Here is a 24,598-nt window from a genome sequence, read left to right on the forward strand (position 1 = left end):
CCATGGTGTGACGGGCGGTGTGTACAAGACCCGGGAACGTATTCAACGCAGCGTGCTGATCTGCGTTTACTAGCGATTCCGACTTCACGTAGTCGAGTTGCAGACTACGATCCGAACTGAGAGTAGGTTTAAGAGATTTGCTCATCATCGCTGATTGGCGACTCGTTGTCCTACCCATTGTAACACGTGTGTAGCCCAGGACATAAGGGGCATGATGATTTGACGTCGTCCCCACCTTCCTCCGTTTTATCAACGGCAGTCTCGCTAGAGTGCCCAACTTAACTTGCTGGCAACTAACAATAAGGGTTGCGCTCGTTGCGGGACTTAACCCAACATCTCACGACACGAGCTGACGACAACCATGCACCACCTGTCTCTAAGTTCCCCGAAAGGCACCCTCACGTTTCCGCAAGGTTCTTAGGATGTCAAGCCCTGGTAAGGTTCTTCGCGTTGCTTCGAATTAAACCACATGTTCCACCGCTTGTGCGGGTCCCCGTCAATTCCTTTGAGTTTCACACTTGCGTGCGTACTCCCCAGGCGGGATACTTATTGCGTTAGCTGCAGCACTGCAGGGGTCGATACCTACAACACCTAGTATCCATCGTTTACGGCCAGGACTACTGGGGTATCTAATCCCATTTGCTCCCCTGGCTTTCGTTCCTCAGCGTCAATAACAGACCAGCAAAGCGCTTACGCCACCGGTGTTCCTCCTAATATCTACGCATTTCACCGCTACACTAGGAATTCCCTTTGCCTCTTCTGCATTCTAGCTTGTAAGTATCCAATGCCGAACCGGAGTTGAGCTCCGGGCTTTAACACCAGACTTTACATGCCGCCTACGAACTCTTTACGCCCAATAATTCCGGACAACGCTTGCATCCTACGTCTTACCGCGGCTGCTGGCACGTAGTTAGCCGATGCTTCCTTTGAGGGTACCGTCAAAATTCGTCCCCTCTGACAGAGTTTTACACACCAAGATGCTTCATCACTCACGCGGTGTTGCTGCGTCAGGCTTTCGCCCATTGCGCAAAATTCCCTACTGCTGCCTCCCGTAGGAGTATGGGCCGTGTCTCAGTCCCATTGTGGCTGATCATCCTCTCAGACCAGCTACTGATCATAGTCTTGGTAAGCCATTACCTCACCAACTAACTAATCAGCCGCAGGCTCATCTTAAGGCGCCGGAACTTTCATGACAAGTATTTCAACTCGCCACATATGGGGTATTAGCGTCAGTTTCCCAACGTTGTCCCCCACCTTAAGGCAGATTACCTACGTGTTACTCACCCGTCCGCCACTTTCCACTACCCGAAGGTAGCTTCACGTTCGACTTGCATGTATTAAGCACACCGCCAGCGTTCGTCCTGAGCCAGGATCAAACTCTCCATTGTCAAATCATTATAAAAATGTAAATAAATTTACAATTTAGATTCTGAAGGTTTCCTGACTGTTTATTTTTGAATTAACAGGTTGATTTCGTATTTCAGTTATTCAGTTTTCAAGGTTCATCGCTCTTTCAGCGTTTTAACTCGTCCCTTTTCGGGGGTACAGAGTATATTAACACCACCGATTTTTAGAGTCAAGTGGTTTTTTTTAAATTTTACAGCTTTTATTTAACCCAGCTAAAACTTAAAATCTCTTGTCATTCCTGCCTTAACTTTTAAGAAGAAGTCATTTATTTGAGAGTTACTATAATCTAACTCAAACAAAATTTGCTGACAACCCATGTTTTTAATAAATTTTAAAAATTTTTTGCTTTTTCAAAAAGTGATTCGCTGCATTCCTTTATTTATAAGGTTTTTTAAAATTTAATTTCTTAAAAAATTTTTAAAATCTTTAATTTTTAACATTAAAATATGCGAAATTCATGCCGGAACATGCTTTTTCGGTTTTTTTATTAGTAAACTATACGACTCTTTTTTGAAATTTTTGTTCCACAAAAAAAATATTAAAAAATGTTAAAACACTTTTTACCCAACAAACTTAAATACTAATGAGGCTTTTGAAGGTTTTTATAAAAAAAATTTTTACTCAACTAGCAATTTTTTTCCTTGAGGTGCTTTAAAAGATTAAATAGTTACTAAATTTACGAAAAGGGAAAAGAATGCGTACGACCGACAAATTTCCTGTAACGCCAAAAATTATTGGCGGAGCCATTGATAGAACGCTTAGCAAAAGAAGCGCATGGCTTAAAAAATATTATATGCTTTTTAAAAAATCAACCGATGTATTACCGGATGAAGAAAAAAAGATTCTACTTTTTTCCTTAAACGAAGGCGAGAGAAGGATCCAAAGAACAGGCAAGAGATTAAAAAACCTTGAATCATTTTTTCTCAGAATGTCTTCAAATCAACTTCTTTAAAAATTATTGATAAAACGTTAAAACCTTCTCAAAACCAAAATATATTTATCTGAAGCCTTTTATACCAATTCAAGGCATGCCTTATTTATTTTTTCTTGTATTTTTTCAATTTCAAGAGTTGCTAATTTTTGTCTAAATATTGTTGACTCTTTAATGGAATCAACAAAAGTCTGATATTCAGGCTGCTCAACCATTGTATTTAATTCCTTACTTCCCGAAAAATTAAATTTAATTGAATCTTCGTTAATTTCCAAAACTTCTATAACCTTAGCGCTGTCAAGCAATTCAACACATGCCAGAATGGACTCTGATGAAATAGAAAGAATAGACGCCATCTGTTCAATATTTATAATGCCGTTTTTGTTATTAAAAGCATATTTGAGCATGCTGGAAAACTTTTTTATTGTTTCAACATGATCAATTTCAATTTTTAAACCTATCAGATAAATTTCTTTGGCATGCGTTTTACTTAAAATACTGAAAAAAGTTTTTTCATCAGGAGGCAAGTCCATAATAACAAGATGATCTGATTTTTTAAGGTTTGTCCTGTTTGAAATAAGTTCTTTTAATACCGTATTATTCTCGAAAATATTTAAAGAACGGCTTGTTTCGGCAAAAATCGTAATATTATTCTTTAAAGACTTCATATATTTTACAAAATCTTTTTTTAGCCCTGTTGCATTTCTTTGATCAAACCACTTTATACCGTTGTTATTAAGCTCACATGTATTGCCATGCCCTGCTCCGGCAGAAGAATTTGTACTGATTGCAACTGTAGATTTTGCTTCCTCTCTCACAGTTGCTTCATTTCGCCCGGGAGGACAGGCAGATTTTAAATGACCGGTTTTATCAAAGGTTTCTTTTTCGGCTTTCTCTGTTTGACTGCTATTCTTAAATCGGGTTTCCTCAGAACTTTGCTCTGACTCCAAAGACTTTTCGCAATCTGCAATAATTTCAGAAATTTCTTCTGTTTCTAACTCGAAAAATTCTTCTTCAGTTTCTTCTTCATACACCTGTTCTTTGTCAGAAGTCGGTTTTAAATCTTTTACAATCAATTGAATTGAAGTTTTATCCATAAATGTATTTAATGCCGCAGCAAAAGCAATATTAACTTTTTCCCCTTCTTCTATATGAAGGTTTTCTTTTTTCCACCATACTGCTTCAAAAATTAACCCCTGCTCATCAGAAAGAAAAAGTTTAAGATGATTTTTTTTAGCGCCCATTTTCTTTTTTTGCATCAAAGTAAGATTTGACATACTAAAAACAGGACTCGGGTTTGCTTCTCCAAACGGCTCCAGCTTTTCAATTTCTTTTATAAAATTTTCCGTCAGGTCTTGCGGCTGAATTTCAACATCAATTCTTAATTCCGGTTTTAATAATTCCGTATTTAAATTTTCATTTATATATGAATCCAATTTTTCTCTGAACCGCTCAAAGGTTATTTTGTTTAAATCAAAAGAAAAACCTGCGGCAAGGGCATGCCCTCCAAACTGAATAAATAAATCGGCAAATTCCGAAAGCGTTTCAAATAAATTTAAACAATCAACGCTTCTTGCTGAACCTCTTGCCTGCATTTTTTCTTCGCTTATCGAAACTAAAAAAGCAGGTCTATAATATTTTTCAACAAATTTTGAAGCAACTATTCCTATAATTCCGGGATGCCAATCTTTGTCGGCAAGGATTATAGATTTACTTTTTTCAAGGTCTATTTCTTCTTTGATTTTTTTTTCAGCCTGAAGAAAAGTTTCTTCACACATTTCCTGCCGTTTTTTATTATTTTCATTTAATTCTTCGACATAAGCGTTTAATTTTTCTTCATCTTCGGTTAATAAAAAATCAACCATGGGAGAGGCATCTCCCAATCTTCCTACAGCATTGATTTTTGGCACAATACCAAAAGCTATGGTTCCCGCTGAAATTTTTTGTTTTGTTTTATACCCGCCTATTTCAAGAATTTTCCCGATAGCGGGAGGTTTTTTCTGAGAAATTAAATTCATTCCCTGATGGACAAAAGTCCTGTTTTCCCCCAAAAGCGGCACTACATCCCCAACTGTTCCGAGGGCTACAAAATAAAAAATTTCATCATGTAAATGTTCTTTATTGTTGGATTCCAATAAAGCGACAGCCAATTTATAAGCAACTCCGACACCTGCCAGATGCTGTATATTTTTATTTAATTCAGTTTCTTCAAGCATTTTAGGGTCAATAATTGCATAAGCAGGCGGGATTTCTTCCTGCGGCTCATGGTGATCGGTTATTATAACGTCTGCCCCAAAACTGTTTGCAAGCTTAATTTCGTTTACATTACTGATTCCGCAGTCTACAGTAATAAATAATTTTGTTTTTCTGCTGCTTATAAGTTTACACACATTTGCCCTGTTTAAACCATGTCCTTCGTCCATTCTGTCCGGCAGATAAAAACTTGCATTGGCTTCTAAAAGTTTTAATGTTTTATACAAAAGAGAAGTGCTTGTAACCCCATCGGCATCAAAATCTCCGAAAACAACTATATGTTCTTGTTCCTTTATAGCTTTATTGATTCTTTTTACAGCTTTTTCCATGTCAGGAAAAAGATATGGCGAAGAAATTTCTGCATTGGCAAAGTCAAGAAAGTTTTCAGCCTCTTTCGGATTAACTATTCCTCTGTTAATCAGCAGCTTCGCAATTATTTCCGAGCCTGCAACTTTTTTTATCTCGGCAAATAATTCATCGCTTATATTATTTTGAGAATAAATCCATTTATAGCCATTTTTCAAAATTTCACACCAAAATCAGTTTCTATTTCCTTTTAATTCTATTATATTCATACCCGAAATCTTTAATAAACTGAAAGGAATCGCAAAATTTTGTAATATTACAAGACTGCCACATCCAAGCAAAAGCCTCTCCTCTCAACTACAATCATTAAGGATTAGACCTGTTGCCTTTAGCAAAAACTATTAAGAAATATTAAGAAAAAGTAAACATTTTGCCATATTACATATGATTGTGTAATAATCTATAACGTTAATAGTCTAACCATTCCTTTCTTGACTGATGCGGCAGAAGTGTCGCATTTATTTTTGTCTTTTTTAAGAAAAACTATTAAAAATCTATCTTATTAAAATCAAAACCGACTTTTCAAACAAGCCTCTAAAACTTATATATCTTAGTTTAAATATTTTTAACAGATAGGCTCTTATAAAATAAAAGGGGGATAAATCTTTAACAATTTATCTCCCTTTTATTATTGGCATAAAAGCTTATTTAGCTTTAGCTTGTGTTTCTTTTTTAGCTTCTGCTGCTTTTTTTATTTCTTCTTTTTTTGTTTTCTGTATCTTTTGTTCTTTAGTCATTTTTATAGGACGAACTTCAGCAGCTCCGCCTGTTTTTACAATAGGACACTGTTTACTACATGGACATGGGGTTGAATTTGCAAAACTTGCAATGCCAAAACTTGCAATTAACGCGATTGTTGATAAAACGGCTACTGTTTTTTTCATAATAAAAATCCTTCCTGTTTTTTAACTAACTGTAAAATCATTATTTTTATTTAATTCACAATTACTCATACACCAAGATTTTAAAATTGTTCATATTTTTTCAACAAAAATTTTATGCGAACATTTTTTCATTAACGGAAAAACAATCAGCAACAGAGGCAACAACTGACATTACAGATGCAGTCATTTCAATAGCAGATTCGCACTTATTAACACATGAACCTATTCCGACCGCACTGGCTCCCGCAGCAAAAGCCATTGAAGCTGTTGTTGAAGTAATACCGCTGGCTGTCATAACAGGAATGTTAATATTTCTTACAAGTTCAATTGTATTCGCAATAGAAACATGGGCTTTCTGAATAAGACCTTTTGCTCCATTTGCCTGTATTTCAACAGTCGCAGCACCTTCTGTCTGAATCAAATCAACACCCATCTCTTCTAATTTTTGAGCAAGTTCAATTTGTTCATTTATTTCAAGATGTCCAGGAACTGTAACACTCAAGAAAATATTATGTCCTGCTAATTTCATTGTTTTTTCAGTTATTTCAAGAACTTCTTGTGATGTAATTCTCATGCCGTTTTTATAAAGAACATCAAAATTGCCGACTTCAAGAGCATCCACTCCAAGATTAGCCGCCATTGCAAGTTCTTCAGGATTTATTGAAGAAACAAAAACAGGAAGACTGGTTGTTTCTCTGGTCATTCTGATGATTTCTTCACTTGCTGCAACATCAACAGCGTTTGCTCCACCTTTTTCTGCCGCTAAAACAACTTTTTTTACTTTTTCGGTATCAAAATTATCAATCCCTGCAATAACTTTCACAAATCTTTTTTGTGAAATAAGGTTTCTTAATTGTTCTCTTTTATTCATTGATATTTTCCTCCAAATACTCTTTTAAGTTTAAATTATATCATTGAATAATAAGTTAAGGAATATTTAAAATCCATCAAAAAGACCAAATGGTATAAACCGCGGATGGTCATTTTGAACATATTATGGTTTAATATTTTTAGAGGGTTTTTATTACAATATTTATGGAATTTACTTAAATGAAAATAAATACAAGCAGATTTGGCGATGTAGAAGTTGATGACAGTTTAATTTTTAACTTTATAGAACCTATTTTAGGTTACGAACATTTATCTAAATTTATTCTTCTTGATCACACACCTGATTCCCCTTTTAAATGGCTTCAATCGGTAGAAGATGCCGATGTCGCTTTTCCTATAACATTCCCTGCTTTATTTGGTATTGAATATCAATTTGTTATTCCTGAAGAAAAAGCAAAAAAGCTTGAACTTACGGATGCTGAAAATCTTTTATCTTTTAATATAACTTGTGTTCCGCAGGGAAATCCTCAGAACGCCACAGTTAACCTTGTAGGGCCCATCGTAGTAAATATGGTTAATAAAAAAAGCATGCAGCTTGTTTTGACAAATGTAAGTTTTTCCACAAAACACAAATTATTTAACCAGCCGCTGCCAAAAGCAGACAAACCGGAAAATGTGCTTAGTTAAATTATCCGCTGCGCACAATGTTTAAAAATTTATTTTTAGGGGTTTACAAATGCTTGTTTTAACTAGAAAAAAGGGTCAAAAATTAATTATAAGCGACAATATAGAAATAACTATTTTAGAAACACGTGGAGATACTGTAAAAATAGGCATTAATGCCCCAAAACACGTTTCTGTATTTAGAGAAGAAATTTATGAAGAAATTAAAAAAGCAAATGAACAGTCAATTAAAGAAGTTTCATTGCCTGAGTTCAGTAATAATATCAATATTGATGAGTCAAAAAAAGATTTTGCTTCAGATTATTTAAATAAACTTCAGTCTGTTTCAACTAAAATAAACAAACCTTCCAAATAAAAACTGAAAAATGTTAAATTCACCAAAAGAAATAATAAATAAAGCCAGACAGGAACTTTTAATCAATAAAGACCCTGATGCTTCAATAAATTTGCTTTTAAACTCAAGCGAAATTTTTAAAGATGCTTCCGATTTTGAACGAAATATGCCTAAAATAACTATTGCGCTTGCTTATCAGGAAAAAAAAGAATACTCAAAAGCCGCGGAAATTTATAAAGAAACAGGTCAAAAATATCAGGCCGGTTTTTGTGAACTTTTGTCAGGAAACGAACGTGAGGCAGAAAAGCTATGGTACAGCTGCTGCTCCTCTTCCGCTGCTGCCCACTGGGGAATATGCCTGCTGGATTTTATTAATTTAAGACATAATCCGCATGTTCCTTCGTATTTGCAGATAAGAAATTTTCTTGAAATGGACATAGGCAATTTTATTATTGCAAACAAAATCCGCTATGCCGAAAACCTTATTAAAAACGATAAAATTCTAGCATCAGTAAATCTGGAAACGTATAAATTAATCGGCAGAGCTTTATTAAATTATGGTTTTTTAAATCAGGCTAAAAAATACTTAATTAAAAGCATTGAAATAGTTGACCAGGACGCTGAAACTTTTTATCATTTAGGTCAATATAATTATGCCATAGGAGCTTATTCAGAAAGCATAAAAATGCTCAAAAAATGCCTTGAGCTAAACAGTTATTATGTTCCCGCTGTAGGTTTGCTTAAAAAAGTTCACCTCAAACTGTCTTCACTGTAGATTGCAGGCATTCTCGTTATATATTCGCATACTGCCAAGTATTATTCATAATAATATACAGTAATCGTCACTTAAGTTAGCCTATTCAGGCTTATTTCCAGAAATTTACATTTGTTTTAACTTTCAAGCCTAATTTTATTAGTTCTTCAGCAACAAATTTCTCTATCTTCCGAGAATTCTTTCCACCATATTCAGTTAATACCGTATCTGCTTCTCCAAAACGGTCGGCAGCTCCAAAGGCTCCAAAAAACTTGCTTGCCTGGTTTTCTATCTCCTTAATTACTGAGTTATTGCACCTCCAATGAGAAATAGGGTATTGAATTGCCCCAAAAGCTACTGGTTTATTTACATACTGTTGTTTTGCTCCGATTTGCATTGACATAATTTTGCCTACTTTCTTATTTTTCCACAACTAAACTAATAATTTTTTTCATCCCCTTACAAATCTCGTGAAATACAAAAAATGACAGTTTCGCATTGAAATCGCAACACTTTGTTACAATCGTAATTAATTTCAGAGGGAAACCTTTTTGGATTCCTGACAATCTAATTTCTACCCGATGTTTAATATTACCCAAATATCTGCAAATTTTTGCAAGCCATCTCAGACTAAAATTTATGCCTGTATGCCGCAGTGCTTTTATTTCAACGTTCTCTAAATTGTATAACTAACTTTGTGATAATATTCATGATGAAGAGTATCCCCGACGCTTAGACCCTTTTGCATATTTTTTATTGCTTCCCCAGGGGTACTCCCTTGCCATCTTGCAAAGCGATGTTCTGTTTCTCCAGGCTTAATATATGAATAGTATGCGCCACCATCTCCTGTTACTAATTTTGAGCTATACAGAGGATTTTCTCCTGGTATTGAAATTTCTGGTGCTTTTACTGTAGCGCCACTATTTTTTTGTAGCTCTTGAAATTGCTTATCAGTGAGAGCACTAAAAGCAAGTTTTTTCTCATTGCCTTTTAAGTTACGATTTTGTTGGACTGAATAACCTGTGTTTTGAATTGCTAATGACATTTTCTTTTTTCTCCTATTTCTCCTACTAAATTTTTTTCATACCCATACAAGATTCGTGAATAAAAAAAATTGCTAAAAACTTAACCCCCTCCTTAACAATTTGTTACAATTACAGGGTAAAACATTGATAAACAAAGGGTTTTGTTTTTTACTTTCAAATTTTAGAGTGTAAAAAAGCCCCTTACGGAGCTTTTAAAAAATAATGGGGGAAAAAGACTATATTTTAAAGATTTTTTTCAAAATATCTTCTACCTTGTTCATTATTTTAGTATCAACTTTCCCTATTTTTTTCATAAATCTTTTAACTGAAATTGACTTAACATCTTCAACTTTAATATGACTGTCCATTGTCAAGCCGCTATCACCTGCTTTTATATCAACGTGTGTCGGGAATCCTTTATGTTTACTTGTAAGGGGACATACAATCAATAATTCTAAACCACTTTCATTAAATCCGTCTGTAGATATAATCAATGCGGGTCTTGTACCTGCCTGCTCTCTTCCGATTATAGGGTCTAAATTAACCAGCCATATTTCACCACGTTTCATTCTTTTCATTCTCCAATCCGTCTGCTAAGGTTTCTTCCCACTCTTTACGCTCATTTAATTCTTCAATCCAAGCTTCAGAATTACTCTTTAAATTTGTAACAGACTGATTAAGTTCTTCAAAAAATTTCTTGGTTTCATGCTCTTCTAATAATTTGTCTAAAGCATCCTGCATTGTCGAATTTTCTTGGTCGGCTATTATCTTTAAACCATTGTAAGTTTTACGTTTCACTCTGATTGTAGTTGTTGTACTCATGATGTATTACCTCATATTGTAGACTAATATATCTACAATTAAGTATACATTATTTTTGAAACTTTTACAATGGTTTTGTAGACTTATTACAATAAAAAAATGTCCCTGAAAAAAACAGAGACATTGAGTAGCAAGTAAATTTAGAAGAGTTGAGGATTCACTCTTTAATTCTATAGATATATTTGCAAAATTTTATTCTCTTTAGGCGTTGTTTTTTCTTAATCGAAAAAATCAATTTATAATACTTTTGTACCGGTATATTTTTGAAACGGTATAATAAAACTACTCCTATACCAAAGATGAGGACATAAAATGCCAAACACCGCGCAGAGCATATATAATTTTAACAAAGCAAATGAAAATTTAAGATACAAAACACTTCAGGAAGTCGATAATGTCTGTAAACATTGCTATAAATGCGATTTGTCCAAAACGAGAACAAATGTTGTTTTCGGAGAGGGTATTTTTTCTTCAAAAATAATGCTTATCGGTGAAGGACCCGGTCAACAGGAAGATGAAACCGGCAGACCTTTTATAGGCAAAGCAGGCAAATTTCTTGACAAACTTCTTGAATCTCAAGAGATTTCACGAGAAAAAAATATTTATATCTGCAATATTGTAAAATGCAGACCTCCCGAAAACAGAGTTCCTTCTGACAAAGAAATAAAGGCATGTCGTGAATATCTTGATGCCCAGATTCAGCTTATGAGACCGGAGATTATTATTCTTTGCGGATCAACTGCCGTTAAAGCAATGTTAAATATTAAATCAGGCATAACAAAAATAAGGGGGCAATGGTTTGATGGAGCATTCGGCTCAAAAATGATGCCTTTGCTGCATCCTTCTTATTTATTACGCAATCAATCAAAAGCTGTCGGCTCTCCGCAATGGCTAACCTTACAAGATATTCAGGAAATAAGAAAGGTCCTTGATTCTTTAAACAGTTAATAAATCTTAACAAGTTGTAATATTTCTAAACCTTTGTTGTGAGAGACTGTCGTTACAAGACAGAAATCGCCTGAAAAATAAATACTGTCAAGCAACAAGGCAATCTTCCCAATTAACGTGTTCGCAACAAAAAAATTGCTTCACGCCAAAATTCAAAAATTTATTTACAAAATTTATGACCGGTAATACCAAATTCTCTTTTTAAAAAAATTATTACCAACTGTTTTAATTTTTGCTAAAATATATTAAAGTGTCGAATAATATACTTAAAAAACAACCTGTAAAACAACTGAATCGGGATTGGAGATACAAGCTTTTATGGAATATGTTCAAGAATTAGATAAAATAAAAACCGAAGTTGCAAACTCCGGTAAAAAACTTGAAGATTTATCAAACTTAATGCAAAATCTTTCCGGTTTAGCAAACCTTCAAGACTCAATAAAAGATTTTCAAGAAGACAATGTTTTGAACAGGATTGAAACAAAAATAGATATTATTGCGCAAACTGACTATTCCGAATGCTTTGATTTTTCCGCAGAGCGCTTAATAAAAGATTCTTTATTAGAAGATTTAACCTTTTTGAAAGAAAATTTTTATAAAATAAATGAGAAATTTTCTGAAATAAATCATTTAATTAAAACAAATACAGCTGAAAGCGAAGAACTGAACAACAGATTCGAAAGAAACCTTACTAATTTTAATTCCGGCTTTCAGAATGTTTATGAACGGTTTAATAATCTTGATAATACTTTTAGCAGCAGTTTTTCAGATTTTAAAACATGTATTAACGATATTTATGACCAATTTAGCACTATTGATAACAGAAAAGAGCTTGACCAAATAAAATTTTACGTTCAATCTTTCAGCAACAAGATTTTAAGTATTGCCGAGATTCTTGAAGAATTAAAAGAAAATAATTTTTCAATAACAACAAATAACAAGGACGAATTACAGGAACTTGAAGAAAATAAAAAGAAACTTGAACTCTTAAATAGCGCTATTTGTTCTTTAAAAGACAAAATTGAAATGAATGCTTTTTCAAAAAATGAAAAAGCCGAGGAAATTAATGACAAACTAAATTTTATTCTTAATGAAAACTCACAAGAAATTAACGATAAACTAAATTCTATTCTTGATGAAACTCAAAATTTTTCAATTAAAATTTCTGATGAATTTTCTTCTCTCACAAATCCTTTATCTTCGGCAATAGAGCTTACTTATGGATTAAAAGAGTCTGTTGACGAGCTTCTTTCTCGTGATAACGTACAAATTAAAAAAGAAACCGGCGAGCTTCTTGATAAATTTGAAACCACCTACAAAAACGCTGAGACCAATTTTGAATATATTTTTAATGCTTCAAAACTTTTTTATGAAAAATTAGAAGAAATAAAAAATGAATTCAGCAATATTTCTTATGATACGAATTCAAAAATCATTGATTTTATTTCAAAAACTGATTCTATTGAATTTAAAATCCAGAACACTTTATCGAGTTCCGAAACCGCTCTTATTGCATTAAAGAATATTTCCAGATTTACAGAAAACCAGATAAATCTGACCAGCGAAAGCATTAATTCTTTAAAAACAGGTGTTTTTGAATTGTCTGAAGAATTCGGGTTATTTAAAAATGATCTTACCGAAATAAGTTCAAAATTAAACAAACTTATTTTAAACGAAAAAAACAATTCAACTTTATTTATTTCTTCTTTTAAAGAATTAAAGGAAGAAATAAATAAAACTTTTGAAGCAAATTTAGAAAACCTGAATAAAACAGGCGAAAAAATACTTAAAAACCTTTCTGCCGAACTTAAAGATTTAAACAAAAAACTTGATAATGCCGAAAATATTTCTGCTGAAACACTTGAAACAACTAAAGACGTTAAAAACGCACTTGTCTGCATCTCTGAATGGTTTGATGCAGCCGGCAAACTAATTGAAGAAAATAATCAACTCTTAAAGAAAAATTCTATCGAAAGAGTTGATGTCTTTATAAAAAGAACTGAAGAAAATGTAACCGAAAAAATTAAAAGGGTTTCAGATAAATTAAACCGTTTTGAAATAAGAATGGAAAATATCGAAGGAAAAATCGAAAAACTTTATGATCAGCACAGCAACAGAGAAGTTTTAAGGCAGCTGTCAGATATTCTTGAAAAAGTGGAAATTGCAAACGAAAGAAGCAAATCCAACGAACTTATATTAAACAGGCTTGAGCAGCTTGAATCAAGAATAGAAGAATTTGAAGACAAAAAAGCCGCTAAAAATAAAAAAAGACTTTCTGAAGAAAAATTTTAAAAATGCTTATTGAACTTAAAAATATTTGTAAAAGTTTTGATGATACAGTAATTCTTGATGACATTAGTTTTTCTGTAGAAGCAGGGGAAACTCTTGCGATTGTTGGCTTCAGCGGTTCAGGCAAAAGCACCCTTTTGAAAATAATAAGCGGACTTGAAGAAATTGACTCAGGTCAAATCATTCTTAGCGCTGAAGAAATAGGAATGGCTTTTCAATATTCAGCACTTTTTGATTCAATGTCTGTTTACGAAAACGTTGCTTTTGCCCTTAAAGAAAGAACCAAGTTCAAAAAACTCTATACTGAGAGCCAGATTAAAGAAATAGTTCAGGAAAAACTTGAAACAGTAGGTTTATCAGGAATTGAAGACAAATTTCCGAGCGAGCTGTCAGGAGGGATGCAAAAACGTGTGGGCTTTGCACGGGCTATTGTTACAAACCCGAGAATTATTCTTTATGACGAGCCTACAGCAGGTCTTGATCCTGTTTCTTCAACAGTTATAGAAGAATTTATAGTAAAATTAAAAAACGATCTCCATGCTGCTTCTATTGTTGTTACACACCAACTTTCTACCGTAACAAAAACGTCTGACAGAGTAATAATGATTTATGAAGGGAAAATCGTTTGGGAAGGAAGCCCTGTAGAACTTTTAACCTCTGCTGATCCTTATGCATATCAATTTGTCCACGCAGAAAAAGACGGTCCGATGGTTGCCGTGGTACACTAGTTAAATGAAAAAATTTATACATGTTGAATATTTCTATCAAAGTTTTTAAGATATAAAAGAGTTCTCTAAATTAATTTAAGGAAAAAATAAGGAATGAAATTATCCCCGGCAGCCAAAGTTGGCATATTAACATTATTTTCAATATTAATACTTATTTTTGGAGTTCTTTGGCTCAAAGGCCGTTCAATTTCTGCTGGAGAAAGAACCGAAGTAATTTTTCATGATATAGACGGAATGAGACCGGGTTCTGCCGTTCAAATGATGGGCATAAGAATAGGACAGGTCGAAGATGTTATTCCTGTCATTAGTTCCGAAAACAGCTGTGTTAAAGTAAGATTTGTTATAACCGAACCAAATATTAAAGTTCCTGATGCGTCAGTTATTTCTATCCAACAGTCAGGCATTATCGGGGAAAAATTTCTTGAAATTACTCCCCCCTGCACGAAAAATATTTTTATTCCGGTAAAAAAACATTTTAAAAAACTTTTAAAAGATAATTGCCCTGTCGAACTTCTTGTTGCAGGTAAATATACTGCAATAGGTGAAGTAAAAAATTCAGAAATAATAGATTCCAGAACTTTAACGCCTGAAGAGAAAAAATCAATAAAAACCCCTTATACTTATAAAATAGACTATATTTTAACCAAGCCGGGCTTTATTGTTCCCAAATATTCATCCTTTAATTTAGCTTATGACGAAACTATTCAGGAATTTAAACTTCAAATAACACCTCCTGATGATATTATTGTCGAAATTCCGGAATTTCAATCCAAGTATACAGTGATTGAACCTATAAGAATGCGCGAATTTTTTGATATTCAGCTTGAATCCGCGTCTGCCTTAAAAGAAACAAATGATAGAATAAACAGACTTCTTTCCGATAAATTTATTGATGATATAAGAATAACCCTGAATAATACTAAAGATTTTAGCGAAAAAGCTTCTAATGTAATGGATCAGGCTTCTGAAATATTAACTTCATCAAAAGATGATATTACAAACCTTATTTCTCTTTCAACAAAGCTTTCTGACAATATGATTGTCCTTACAGGCAACTTGAACAGCATTGTAGGAGATAAAAAATTCAAAACAAGCCTTATTTCAACTTCTCAATCAATTCAAAAATCTTCTGAAGAAATCTCTAATTTGTTATCTAATTCTAAACTTCAGGATAGTCTTATAAATATTAATTCCACAAGCAAAGATCTTTCCGAAGTGGTTAAATATGTTAATAACCTTACTAAAAATGAGGATTTTAATAACAAAATTGATCAAACCATTGTTAATTTAAACACTTCTGTTTCCAAACTGTCTCAAGTTCTTGATACGGTTGATGAACTAACAACTGATGAAAAAGATAAATTAAAAGAAATTTTGGATAATTCTCAAAATATTTCAAAAGACATGAAAACATTTTCTAAAAAATTAAACAAAAGATTCTTGTTACTAAGACTGCTTTTTTAAAAATTTTATGAAAACTTATATAAATAAAATTCACTATTATGAAAAAATGAAACCGTTAGACTGTATAGTTTTAAGTATTTTGCTGTTTTGTTCTTTTTTTTACGGGATTATAGTCCGCATAAGACAACTTCTTTATAAATTTAAAATCCTAAAAAGCGTCAAATTAAACGCTTATGTTATTTCTATAGGAAATTTAACCACAGGCGGAACGGGGAAAACACCAATAACCTGCGAAATTGCTAATTATATTAATAAAAATATTGATAAACAAGTTGCTATAATCAGCAGAGGCTATGGCGGCATGCTTTCTAATAAAAATACAAATATCATAAGCGACGGGAAAAATATTTTTTATGATTCGATTCAGTCAGGCGATGAGCCTTACTGGATGGCTATAAATTCAAACAAAACAGCGGTAATAACAGGAAAAAACAGGGTAAAATCAGGTCAGCACGCTATAAATAATTTTGAAAGCAAAATTTTACTGCTTGATGATGGTTTTCAGCATTTAAAACTTAAAAGGGACTTGGATATTGTTTTGATTGACTGCATAAAAGTTTTGGGGAACGGGTTTTTGTTGCCGGCAGGAGCCTTAAGAGAACATGAAAACCAAATCAAAAGAGCAGATAAAATTATTATTGTAAACAAAAAACCTTTCGATAAAGCCTCGGAAGAGCAATGCGAAAAAATTGCAAAAAACATGTGGGATAAATATGGAAAAGAATCTCTTGTTTGCAAGCTTAAACCGGATAAAATTTATGATTTAAAGACAAATGAGCCTGTAAATATTTGCAGAGCAATAGCTTTTGCAGGCATAGGTCAACCTGAATTTTTCTTTAATTCTTTAAAACATCAAAATATCAAACTTTTATCAGAAAAGATTTTCACAGACCATTATCTTTATACTAAACTTGATATTGAAAACATAATTAACAAGGCGCAAGAAAAGGGAGCTGATTCAATAATTACAACAGAAAAAGACGCTGTAAAATTGATGCCTTTTTTAAATGAAATAAATTCCGATATTAAAATTTGTGCCTTAAAATTAAGTGTGGATATGAATTTAGAAGAATTATTAAAAGAATTAAAATGATTAAAAAAATCCTTGTAATAAGATATAGATTTATAGGCGATACGGTTTTGACCATCCCTTTTCTTAGAAACTTAAGAAGAGCCTACCCGCAGGCACAGATTGATATGCTTGTAGGGCCTGTTTCCGGCGATGTCTTGCTAGATTGTCCTTATATAGACAATTTAATTTATTTTGATACCACAAAAAAACACCGCTACGAGAATACAGGTGAACAAAAAAGGACTTTTTTCAGTTATGTAAAGCTTTTAAGACAAAGCCGTTATGATAAGGCTTATGTCCTGAAAAGGTCTTTTTCAAGCGCTGCTCTGGCTTTTTTAGCGGGAATTAAAGATAGAATCGGCTTTGACACCGAAGGCAGAGGTTTTTTGCTTACAAAAAAAATTCTCTACGTTAAAAACAAACATGAAGTTGAATGTTTTCTCGATATTTTAAAAGCTGATGACATTCCCGTAAGGGATAATCACCTTGAAAACTGGATTTCCGACAAATCAGAAGAAAAAATTCAGGAAATTTTAAAAAATTATGATTTATCTGAAAAACAAAAAGTTTTAGTTCATGCTACCAGCGGAAATATAAATAAACAGTGGCCGGTAGAGAACTTTGCAAAAATAATTGAGTTTCTCTCAAATGAAAAAAATATACTGGTTTTCTTTACAGGAACAGCCGGAGATTCAGAAATTTACGATAGAATTTTAAACTTAATTCACTTAGAACTCAAAAATAAACCTGTAAATCTTTGCGGAGAGCTTTCTATTCAAGACAGTACGGCACTTATAAACAAAATGAATTTTGTTGTCGGCTCTGATTCAGGGACTTTGCATATAGCCGCCTCCTTAAACATTCCCGTAATAGGAATTTATGGACCTATGAATCCTAAAAAATGGAGGGCATGGGGAGAAATCCATAAACCTGTTTCTCTTGATTTACCATGTATTCCTTGCGAATTAAGAAAAAAATGCGACAAAGATTATGCCTGTATTAAGAACATAACACCTGAAATGGTTATAAAAGAAATAGAATCATTTATTTAACAGCTTGAACAACTTTTTGGAGTATTATCAGCTCTTTTAGAAGAAATGTACAAATATGGGATATAGTCGTAGATGGTCTTTACTTCTATTTTATCGTTATGGACATTTAACACAAGAGTATTACCGCTGCCTCTATCCTGAGAAACTCTCCCCAGGCTGTCAATATGTGGAGATTGATTGTTTCCGTAATAAGCAATAGCAAGAACTTTTGTATCTTTAGGGGTTTCTTTATCCTGTAGATATTTTGTTATACCGACCAAATCAGGACTTATAGACCATCTGCGAGTCCAATCCATTCTTTCACCGGGTGCGATTTTGCCATTACTGAATAACGCCGATACCGCCGCATTTTTACCCGACAATTCTGCTGTTTTTACCTTTCCAGAAGCAGCTTTGGCTTCCTGCACTAAATTTCGCAGAGTTTCATCAGAAATATTATTCTCAACTATGAACTTACCTGCCTTTTCTGTTTTTTCTATTTTTAAATGCTCAATTGGTTTATCAGTAATTGAATTAGCATTTTCACCCCAATAGGGAAGAATTTCTTTAATATTTCTCATTTTGAGAATGAACTTACCAGACTCGGGACTTTTTTCTAATGTAGCAATCTGTGTTTTAGGGCTGAAATATCTGTCTTCATTTAACCAGTCAAGACAATCCGAACAAGCATTGTACGAATATAAACCATCACCTGCACTCATCGCTAAATATTTTGCTTTAAGACCTTGGCCGGCTTTTTCTTTGTACGCTTTATCCGTCCTGAGTTTTTTAAGAGAAAGTTTTTCTAATGATTGATTCCATGTTCTTACGACTGCTGAACGCTCTCCACAAAAAACATTTTCAATAGTATTTTCAATGTTTGCAGACAATGACCATTCACCATTTTCAAACATCATGTTTGTTGCAAAATACCTGCCTGTAAAATTTCCTAATTCTTTATTTTTTGCGGCATGCTCATGTGCTTCAAGTAATTTTTTTAACAAAAGAATTTTTGTTGGCTTATCAACAGAAGATTTAGAAACAACCTCCACCTCATCAGGTTTAATTCCGTACTCTTTTAAAATATTTCTTTTTGCGCAAAAACCGATTGTGTCTTTATTTAAAGGATTTAATGATTTTAAATTACTCGGATTTTCAACAGTTTTGAGACTTTGAGTATTTTCTTTTAAGAATTTATTGTTGTAAGGTGTATAATTGACTGTGTTTAACATATTTTAAGCCTTTACAGAACTCTTTCACTTGCTTTAAAAACCCTGAACACAAAAAATTGACAGTATTCTTTCCAATTATTAAATTTTATTTACATTTAAGAGTTTAAAAATGAATCTATACGAACACCTTAAAAAAGAATTAACTCAAATAAAAATCGATAATCTTTATCGCGACTTCAAGGTACTTTCTTCAAACTCAGGTGCTTTTGTTGAATACAGAGGCAATAAAGTCCTGCAAATGTCATCTAATAACTATCTTGGTCTTGCAGGAGACCCGAGAATATCAGAGGCTGTCATAAAAGCTGTTGAAAAATATGGTGTCGGTTCAACAGGCTCAAGATTAATTTCAGGAACACACAAACTACATACAGAACTGGAAGAAAAGATTGCTGAATTAAAAGAAACCGAAAAAGCCATTATTTTTTCAACAGGTTATGCTGCTAATGTCGGTGCAATTTCAGCACTTTTAACGGAAAAAGATGCTGTATACTCTGATGAATTAAACCATGCCAGCATTATAGACGGAATAAAACTTTCCAGAACAAATAAATTTATTTATAAACACCGTGATACACAGGATTTAGAAAGATTAATAGAAGAAAATCATAAAAAATACAGGTTTAACGTGATAATATCTGATTCTGTTTTCAGTATGGACGGAGATATAGCCCCTTTGAAAGATATTGTGGCTATAAAAGAAAGATATGGAGCTGTTTTCTTTCTTGATGAAGCTCATGCTTTCGGGATTTATGGGAAAAAAGGGCAGGGATTAGCACATGAATTAGGCTTAAACGACAAAATAGATATCCAGATGGGGACTTTAAGCAAAGCGGCAGGCTCAGAAGGCGGATACATTTGCGGAAAATCAGATATTATAGACTACTTGAGGAACAAATCCCGTTCTTTTGTTTTTTCAACAGCCCCGTCTATTCCGTCCACAGCCGCATCAATAAAAGCTGTTGAAGTTATCGGCAGTGATTTTGGACTGAGAAAAAAACTTTGGGAAAATATAGATTATTTTAGAACGGGCTTAAATAAAATTGCTATTGCGAGCGGCAATCCATCCAAATTACCACACTCAACTGATTGCCATGTTGAACCTTTGACTCGCCTCGCAATAACAAAACAGTCAGAGTCAGCTATTTTTTGCATAAAATTTGATAATATCGAAAAAACCCTTGAATTTTCAAATGAATTACTGGAAAAACATGCCATCATGGCTTCTTGCATAAGACCTCCTACAGTAAAAACTCCAATAATTCGTCTTTGTACTATGACTCTGCATTCAAAACAAGATCTGGATTATGTTTTGGAAAAATTATCATTCTAAAACTTTATAGGATTTAACTCAAAACTAAATTTTTTATTAAGATTTGTAAAAATCAAGAGGGGAAACTATCAACTTTTTTCTTGAGAGTTTTTAAGTATACTGAAACGAGTTTGTTTTCAGGAAAACCGGCAAAGCCGGATTTTCCCGAAAAACATCACTCCTAAAAGCTATAGCGCTTTCGCGAAAAATATTTCATTTCTTAATTACTTTTTTAGAGCACTATATATGTAATTAAAAATTATATTTAATAATTTCAGAAAGGAATCAAGATGATTAATCCGCTGCAAAAAAATTACGGAAACTCAAGCAGGCTTTCTTTTGCAGCCGTTTTTGTCAAAGTGCCTGTTCCTCTGAAAGATGCTCGTGGGGTCATTAACAAAATAGCTGAATCTCTTGATTCCGGTAAGTTAAATTATATAATGACCGAAAACCTCACAGGACATACCCATAATGTTTGGAAAATGAAGGAATTCAAAAATAGTTCCAGCGACGGTTCTAATGATGCAAAATTGGTTGAAGAACTAACAAAACAAGGGTTGGATGCCTGGGTATAGCTTATTTCAAAATTAAACAAATTTAGTAATCTTTAAAAAGGAAGCAAAAAATGATTAATTCAATACAACAAAATTACGAAAAACAAAACAGTCTCTCATTCGGATCAGTTTTTATTAAATTTCCTAACAAGCCTGGAGAGAGTATAAACGCCTCTGTTGCGGTAAGACAAGCTACCACCGCTGAAAATCCTTATAACCTAACTAACAAACTGGAAGGGGAAACTTATAAAGTTTGGGAAATGAAGGGGAAAAACGGCAATTCTGATGATAATAAAGTAGCTAACACTCTTATAGAACAAAAATTGGATGCCTGGGTATAGTTTATTTCACAATTAAAATAGACTTAACATTGCGAGCGGTATTGTCTTTTGAGGAATTTAACACAAATTTTTTGTCGGGCAGCTTAACATAAAGAGAAGTAGAGCTTCCTCCGTCAAAAGCCATTGCCTTTTCAACTCCTAAATCTTTCATAAAATCCGACAGCTCTTGAAGAGTCATCGCATTTTGATTGCTTACAGCCACAATCAAGATTCTGTCTTTTTTTATTCCTATAGCTGATCTTGCAAATTTATGCAGTGATGAAGCAGACTCTCTAACTATTTTACCGTCTTTTTTAAGCATAAAAAATTCTTTTTCAAGATTAAAATCAGGAACAAGCTCAGGTCCTGCTTGAATTGAATAAGACAGAGAACAATAATTTTCAGGAGGTAAAGGGTCTTTATGATTTTTTATTTCGAATATTGTTTCACTTCCTGCAATTTCTCCATTCTGTAGAATTTTATCAATAGGACAATTTAAAACCCTGAATTCTGACCTGTTTAAAATTTTATTGAAATAGGGTTTTAATTCTTCACTTTGAGCTAAACGCTCGTTTTTTTCGGGATTTTCAACAATTTCATTGTTTTTCAGGATATAAGAAGTTGTTTTTCCGTTATTAGGATCAAAAAACCCCGCATTTATGGCAACTTTAGCATTGTTTTCTTTTGCTGCCTTTTCAACAGTTTCAAGGGAATTACTAATATAAATATCAGAATTTTTAGCAAAATAGCCTGAATCAATACTAACAACATAAATCCCGTTATTATAAATATTAAATTCAATTTCTTTTTTATTGCAAATTTGAGAATATACCGACAGTCCAAGGCTTAATAAAAGCCCTGATAACAAGATTATTGAGAAAATTTTAATCTTTGAATTCATATATTTATTTACACGCTAACATAAAATTTTTAACTTCTTGCGCTATAGCCTGCCCCATTTGCATTGTTGTAGCACTGCCTCCAAGGTCATAAGTAACTTTATTTCCGTCAGCTATGACTTTTTTAACGGCATTATACAAGTTTTCCGAAGCCTGATACTCTCCGAGGTGCTTAAACATTAAAACAGCCGACAAAATTAAGGCTGTTGGGTTAACTTTATTTAGCCCTTTATATTTTGGCGCGCTGCCATGTACAGCTTCAAAAACAGCTGTTTCGTCGCCAAAATTTGCCCCCGGAGCTACGCCTAGTCCCCCGACAAGCCCTGCCGCAAGATCAGAAACAATATCCCCGTAAAGATTTGGAAGCAACAAAACATCGTATAATTCTGGTTTTTGAACCAATTGCATGCACATATTATCAACAAGTCTTTCTTCATACTCAATTTGAGGATAATTTTTTGCTATTGTTCTTGATGCTTCAAGAAAAAGCCCGTCAGAAAACTTGCAGATATTTGCTTTAGTAACTGCCGTAACTTTTTTTCTGTTTTCTTTCACTGCATAATCAAAAGCAAACTTTGCAATACGCTCAGAAGCACCTCTTGTATTTCTTTTGATGGTTTCGGCAGTGTCTTTATCAACCTGTCTTTCGATACCTGCATATAAATCTTCTGTATTTTCCCTTACTATAACAAGATCAATATTTTCAAATCTGGTTTTAACCCCTTTAATTGTTTTTGCGGGTCTAAGACATGAATAAAGGTCGAGTTCTCTTCTTAATGCGACATTAACACTTCTGAAACCCGTTCCTATCGGTGTTGTTAAAGGACCTTTCAGTGCTACTTTGTTTTTTCTTACTGAATCCAAAACCTCTTGCGGTAAAGGAGTTCCGTATTCTTCTATTATATCGGCTCCTGCTTTGACAATTTCCCAGTTAATTTTTACTCCCGTTGCTTCTACAGCTGTTAAAGTAGCCTCTGTAAGCTCAGGGCCGACCCCGTCTCCAGGAATTAAAGTTATGTTATACATATCTTCTCCTTTTTATAAAAATTTTAAAATAAAATTAAAGAGATACCCTGTAAATATTATACCCAAAGTCATAATTCCTGCAAAAATTGCTATCATTTGGGGTCTTAGGACTTTTCTGAGAATTACAAATTCAGGAAACGAAATTGCTGTAACAGCCATTGTAAAAGCCAGAACTGTTCCCATTGGAAGCCCTGATTTAACAAGGACATAAGCAAGAGGCAAAGCTCCCGCACATCCTGCATAAATAGGAATCCCCAGCAATACCGCAAGCGGCACTGCAAAAGGATTGGCAGCTCCTGCATACTTTAATAAAAACGCTGTCGGAATATAATTATGAACCAATGCACCGATTCCAACCCCTAAAAACACGTATGGCCAGATGCTTGCATAAATTCCGAGCGAATGTTTTTTCCCTTCCTCTAGCCTGTGCCGAAAAGTCTGCTTTTCTTCGGTACATCCGCAGCAGGAAGAACTTTTTTCTTCTTTAAACTCAAAAACAAAAGGTTCTATATATTTTTCAAGTTTTAAAGCGCCTATGATTAAACCGCCTGTTATCGCAATTATTAAACCTGATATCACGTAAAGACCCGTTATTTTCAGTCCAAAAAGGCTGAACAGCAAAACCATCGCCATTTCATTAATCATAGGGGCAGAAATCAAAAATGAAAAAGTAATCCCAAGCGGAATTCCCGCTTCCACAAAACCTATAAAAAGCGGACAGGCAGAACACGAACAAAAAGGCGTAACAATTCCCAATAAAGCCGCAAAAATATTCCCTAAAACATTATTTTTTCCGCTCAAAAACTCTCTTGTTTTTTCAGGAGCAAAATATGTTTTGATTACTCCTGCCAAAAAACTTATAAAGATCACTAAAATAGAGATTTTTATTATGTCGTATATAAAAAATTGCAAGCTTTCGGCTAGTTTTGACGCTTCAGAAAGTTTAAAAACATCAAAAACAATATATTTTGCAAAAAATTCTATGGGTTTAAATAAATCTATCAATGTTTTTCCTTTTTTATGTTGTCATTGCAAAGAGGGGCGAAGTATAGAAGTTGAAATTTATTAAATTTCAATTATAACAAAAAGTTACAAAATCAAGTTTAAACTATCAATTTTTTCCATTCACGAGATTTATATATTCAGAAGATTAAATACAAATAAAGGAGAAAATTTCATGTTTAACAAAATAGGATTTTCAAGTGTAACAGGCAATGTTCAAATCAACAAGCCTATTAATAAAATTAAAATAGAACCATCCTTTCCTCTTGATATAATAAAAGGTGATGCTGTCTCTGCTAAAGCTTCTGATATTATAGCAGATTCGAATCATCAAAGGTTTTTAGTTTTAGACACATTAATAGAAAAGAATACTAAAAACTTAGAGGTCATCTGAAAAGTTTTTCATTTAGTTAACCGTCTTAGCATTAAATGT

At 33.4% G+C, this 24,598-nt stretch carries 25 protein-coding genes and 1 rRNA gene; 14 read left to right on the top strand and 12 right to left on the bottom strand.

What is annotated here, in order from left to right:
• Positions 1-1,388, bottom strand: a 16S ribosomal RNA gene (locus WCG23_09710); the annotation flags it as partial.
• Positions 1,389-2,101: 713 nt separating this feature from the next.
• Here WCG23_09710 and WCG23_09715 point away from each other — a divergent pair.
• Positions 2,102-2,359, top strand: coding sequence for a hypothetical protein (locus WCG23_09715; GenBank protein MEI8390143.1), 258 nt, complete (start codon positions 2,102-2,104; stop codon positions 2,357-2,359).
• Positions 2,360-2,418: 59 nt separating this feature from the next.
• On the opposite strand, the gene recJ is transcribed toward WCG23_09715, so the two are convergent.
• From recJ to WCG23_09730, 3 genes are all read right to left on the bottom strand, one after another.
• Positions 2,419-5,115 (bottom strand): single-stranded-DNA-specific exonuclease RecJ, encoded by a 2,697-nt coding sequence (gene recJ / locus WCG23_09720; GenBank protein ID MEI8390144.1) that lies wholly within the window; start codon positions 5,113-5,115, stop codon positions 2,419-2,421.
• A gap of 486 nt (positions 5,116-5,601) precedes the next feature.
• Positions 5,602-5,841 carry a hypothetical protein gene (locus WCG23_09725; GenBank protein MEI8390145.1) on the bottom strand — a complete coding sequence of 80 codons (240 nt, stop codon included), beginning with the start codon at positions 5,839-5,841 and terminating at the stop codon, positions 5,602-5,604.
• A gap of 112 nt (positions 5,842-5,953) precedes the next feature.
• Positions 5,954-6,712 carry a DUF561 domain-containing protein gene (locus WCG23_09730; GenBank protein MEI8390146.1) on the bottom strand — a complete coding sequence of 253 codons (759 nt, stop codon included), beginning with the start codon at positions 6,710-6,712 and terminating at the stop codon, positions 5,954-5,956.
• A 179-nt stretch (positions 6,713-6,891) separates the two neighbouring features.
• On the opposite strand from WCG23_09730, the gene WCG23_09735 reads away from it, so the two are divergent.
• Genes WCG23_09735 through WCG23_09745 form a run of 3 tightly spaced genes read left to right on the top strand, consistent with a single transcriptional unit; the run spans position 6,892 to position 8,465 of the window.
• A complete protein-coding gene (locus tag WCG23_09735) occupies positions 6,892-7,359 on the top strand; it encodes a flagellar assembly protein FliW (protein ID MEI8390147.1) in 468 nt (155 codons plus the stop codon).
• A gap of 49 nt (positions 7,360-7,408) precedes the next feature.
• Positions 7,409-7,711 (top strand): carbon storage regulator CsrA, encoded by a 303-nt coding sequence (gene csrA / locus WCG23_09740; protein ID MEI8390148.1) that lies wholly within the window; start codon positions 7,409-7,411, stop codon positions 7,709-7,711.
• A 10-nt stretch (positions 7,712-7,721) separates the two neighbouring features.
• The gene (locus tag WCG23_09745; GenBank protein MEI8390149.1) at positions 7,722-8,465 is read left to right on the top strand and encodes a hypothetical protein; all 744 of its coding nucleotides are present in this window, start codon (positions 7,722-7,724) and stop codon (positions 8,463-8,465) included.
• Positions 8,466-8,556: 91 nt separating this feature from the next.
• On the opposite strand, the gene WCG23_09750 is transcribed toward WCG23_09745, so the two are convergent.
• From WCG23_09750 to WCG23_09765, 4 genes are all read right to left on the bottom strand, one after another.
• Positions 8,557-8,847, bottom strand: a complete 291-nt coding sequence (locus tag WCG23_09750; protein ID MEI8390150.1) for a hypothetical protein — start codon at positions 8,845-8,847, stop codon at positions 8,557-8,559.
• 273 nt (positions 8,848-9,120) lie between these two features.
• Complete coding sequence (locus WCG23_09755) at positions 9,121-9,489, bottom strand: hypothetical protein (protein ID MEI8390151.1); 369 nt, start codon at positions 9,487-9,489, stop codon at positions 9,121-9,123.
• Between the two features lie 216 nt (positions 9,490-9,705).
• Positions 9,706-10,047, bottom strand: a complete 342-nt coding sequence (locus WCG23_09760) for a type II toxin-antitoxin system PemK/MazF family toxin (GenBank protein MEI8390152.1) — start codon at positions 10,045-10,047, stop codon at positions 9,706-9,708.
• The gene (locus tag WCG23_09765) at positions 10,025-10,291 is read right to left on the bottom strand and encodes a hypothetical protein (GenBank protein ID MEI8390153.1); all 267 of its coding nucleotides are present in this window, start codon (positions 10,289-10,291) and stop codon (positions 10,025-10,027) included. Before WCG23_09765 ends, WCG23_09760 begins: the two co-directional genes overlap by 23 nt.
• 312 nt (positions 10,292-10,603) lie before the next feature.
• Between WCG23_09765 and WCG23_09770 the strand changes: the two genes are divergently transcribed.
• From WCG23_09770 to waaF, 6 genes are all read left to right on the top strand, one after another.
• Positions 10,604-11,239 carry a uracil-DNA glycosylase gene (locus tag WCG23_09770; protein MEI8390154.1) on the top strand — a complete coding sequence of 212 codons (636 nt, stop codon included), beginning with the start codon at positions 10,604-10,606 and terminating at the stop codon, positions 11,237-11,239.
• Between the two features lie 318 nt (positions 11,240-11,557).
• Positions 11,558-13,531 carry a hypothetical protein gene (locus WCG23_09775; GenBank protein MEI8390155.1) on the top strand — a complete coding sequence of 658 codons (1,974 nt, stop codon included), beginning with the start codon at positions 11,558-11,560 and terminating at the stop codon, positions 13,529-13,531.
• A gap of 2 nt (positions 13,532-13,533) precedes the next feature.
• A complete protein-coding gene (locus tag WCG23_09780) occupies positions 13,534-14,256 on the top strand; it encodes an ATP-binding cassette domain-containing protein (GenBank protein MEI8390156.1) in 723 nt (240 codons plus the stop codon).
• A gap of 93 nt (positions 14,257-14,349) precedes the next feature.
• Complete coding sequence (locus WCG23_09785; protein MEI8390157.1) at positions 14,350-15,720, top strand: MlaD family protein; 1,371 nt, start codon at positions 14,350-14,352, stop codon at positions 15,718-15,720.
• Between the two features lie 46 nt (positions 15,721-15,766).
• Positions 15,767-16,813, top strand: a complete 1,047-nt coding sequence (gene lpxK / locus WCG23_09790; GenBank protein MEI8390158.1) for a tetraacyldisaccharide 4'-kinase — start codon at positions 15,767-15,769, stop codon at positions 16,811-16,813.
• Entirely contained in the window at positions 16,810-17,844 is a 1,035-nt protein-coding gene (waaF, locus tag WCG23_09795; protein MEI8390159.1) for a lipopolysaccharide heptosyltransferase II, read from the top strand. Before lpxK ends, waaF begins: the two co-directional genes overlap by 4 nt.
• Here the strand turns inward: waaF and WCG23_09800 are convergent.
• A complete protein-coding gene (locus WCG23_09800; GenBank protein MEI8390160.1) occupies positions 17,841-19,055 on the bottom strand; it encodes a hypothetical protein in 1,215 nt (404 codons plus the stop codon). The genes waaF and WCG23_09800 overlap by 4 nt on opposite strands.
• A 109-nt stretch (positions 19,056-19,164) precedes the next feature.
• On the opposite strand from WCG23_09800, the gene WCG23_09805 reads away from it, so the two are divergent.
• The 3 genes from WCG23_09805 to WCG23_09815 all read left to right on the top strand — a co-directional run bounded on the left by WCG23_09805 (position 19,165) and on the right by WCG23_09815 (position 21,259).
• Positions 19,165-20,385 (top strand): aminotransferase class I/II-fold pyridoxal phosphate-dependent enzyme, encoded by a 1,221-nt coding sequence (locus WCG23_09805; protein MEI8390161.1) that lies wholly within the window; start codon positions 19,165-19,167, stop codon positions 20,383-20,385.
• A 269-nt stretch (positions 20,386-20,654) separates the two neighbouring features.
• Complete coding sequence (locus tag WCG23_09810; protein ID MEI8390162.1) at positions 20,655-20,939, top strand: hypothetical protein; 285 nt, start codon at positions 20,655-20,657, stop codon at positions 20,937-20,939.
• A 50-nt stretch (positions 20,940-20,989) separates the two neighbouring features.
• Positions 20,990-21,259, top strand: a complete 270-nt coding sequence (locus WCG23_09815) for a hypothetical protein (protein ID MEI8390163.1) — start codon at positions 20,990-20,992, stop codon at positions 21,257-21,259.
• 1 nt (position 21,260) lies between these two features.
• Here the strand turns inward: WCG23_09815 and WCG23_09820 are convergent, their stop codons facing one another.
• From WCG23_09820 to WCG23_09830, 3 genes are read right to left on the bottom strand one after another with little or no spacing between them, the layout of a single operon-like run.
• Positions 21,261-22,139 carry a phosphodiester glycosidase family protein gene (locus WCG23_09820; protein ID MEI8390164.1) on the bottom strand — a complete coding sequence of 293 codons (879 nt, stop codon included), beginning with the start codon at positions 22,137-22,139 and terminating at the stop codon, positions 21,261-21,263.
• A gap of 4 nt (positions 22,140-22,143) precedes the next feature.
• Positions 22,144-23,163 (bottom strand): isocitrate/isopropylmalate dehydrogenase family protein, encoded by a 1,020-nt coding sequence (locus WCG23_09825; GenBank protein ID MEI8390165.1) that lies wholly within the window; start codon positions 23,161-23,163, stop codon positions 22,144-22,146.
• A gap of 12 nt (positions 23,164-23,175) precedes the next feature.
• Complete coding sequence (locus WCG23_09830; protein MEI8390166.1) at positions 23,176-24,168, bottom strand: permease; 993 nt, start codon at positions 24,166-24,168, stop codon at positions 23,176-23,178.
• A gap of 172 nt (positions 24,169-24,340) precedes the next feature.
• Between WCG23_09830 and WCG23_09835 the strand changes: the two genes are divergently transcribed.
• Entirely contained in the window at positions 24,341-24,559 is a 219-nt protein-coding gene (locus tag WCG23_09835; protein MEI8390167.1) for a hypothetical protein, read from the top strand.
• The last annotated feature ends 39 nt before the right edge of the window (positions 24,560-24,598 follow it).

The sequence above is a fragment of the bacterium genome, assembly GCA_037147175.1.
Classification (GTDB): Bacteria; Cyanobacteriota; Vampirovibrionia; order Gastranaerophilales; family UBA9971; genus UBA9971.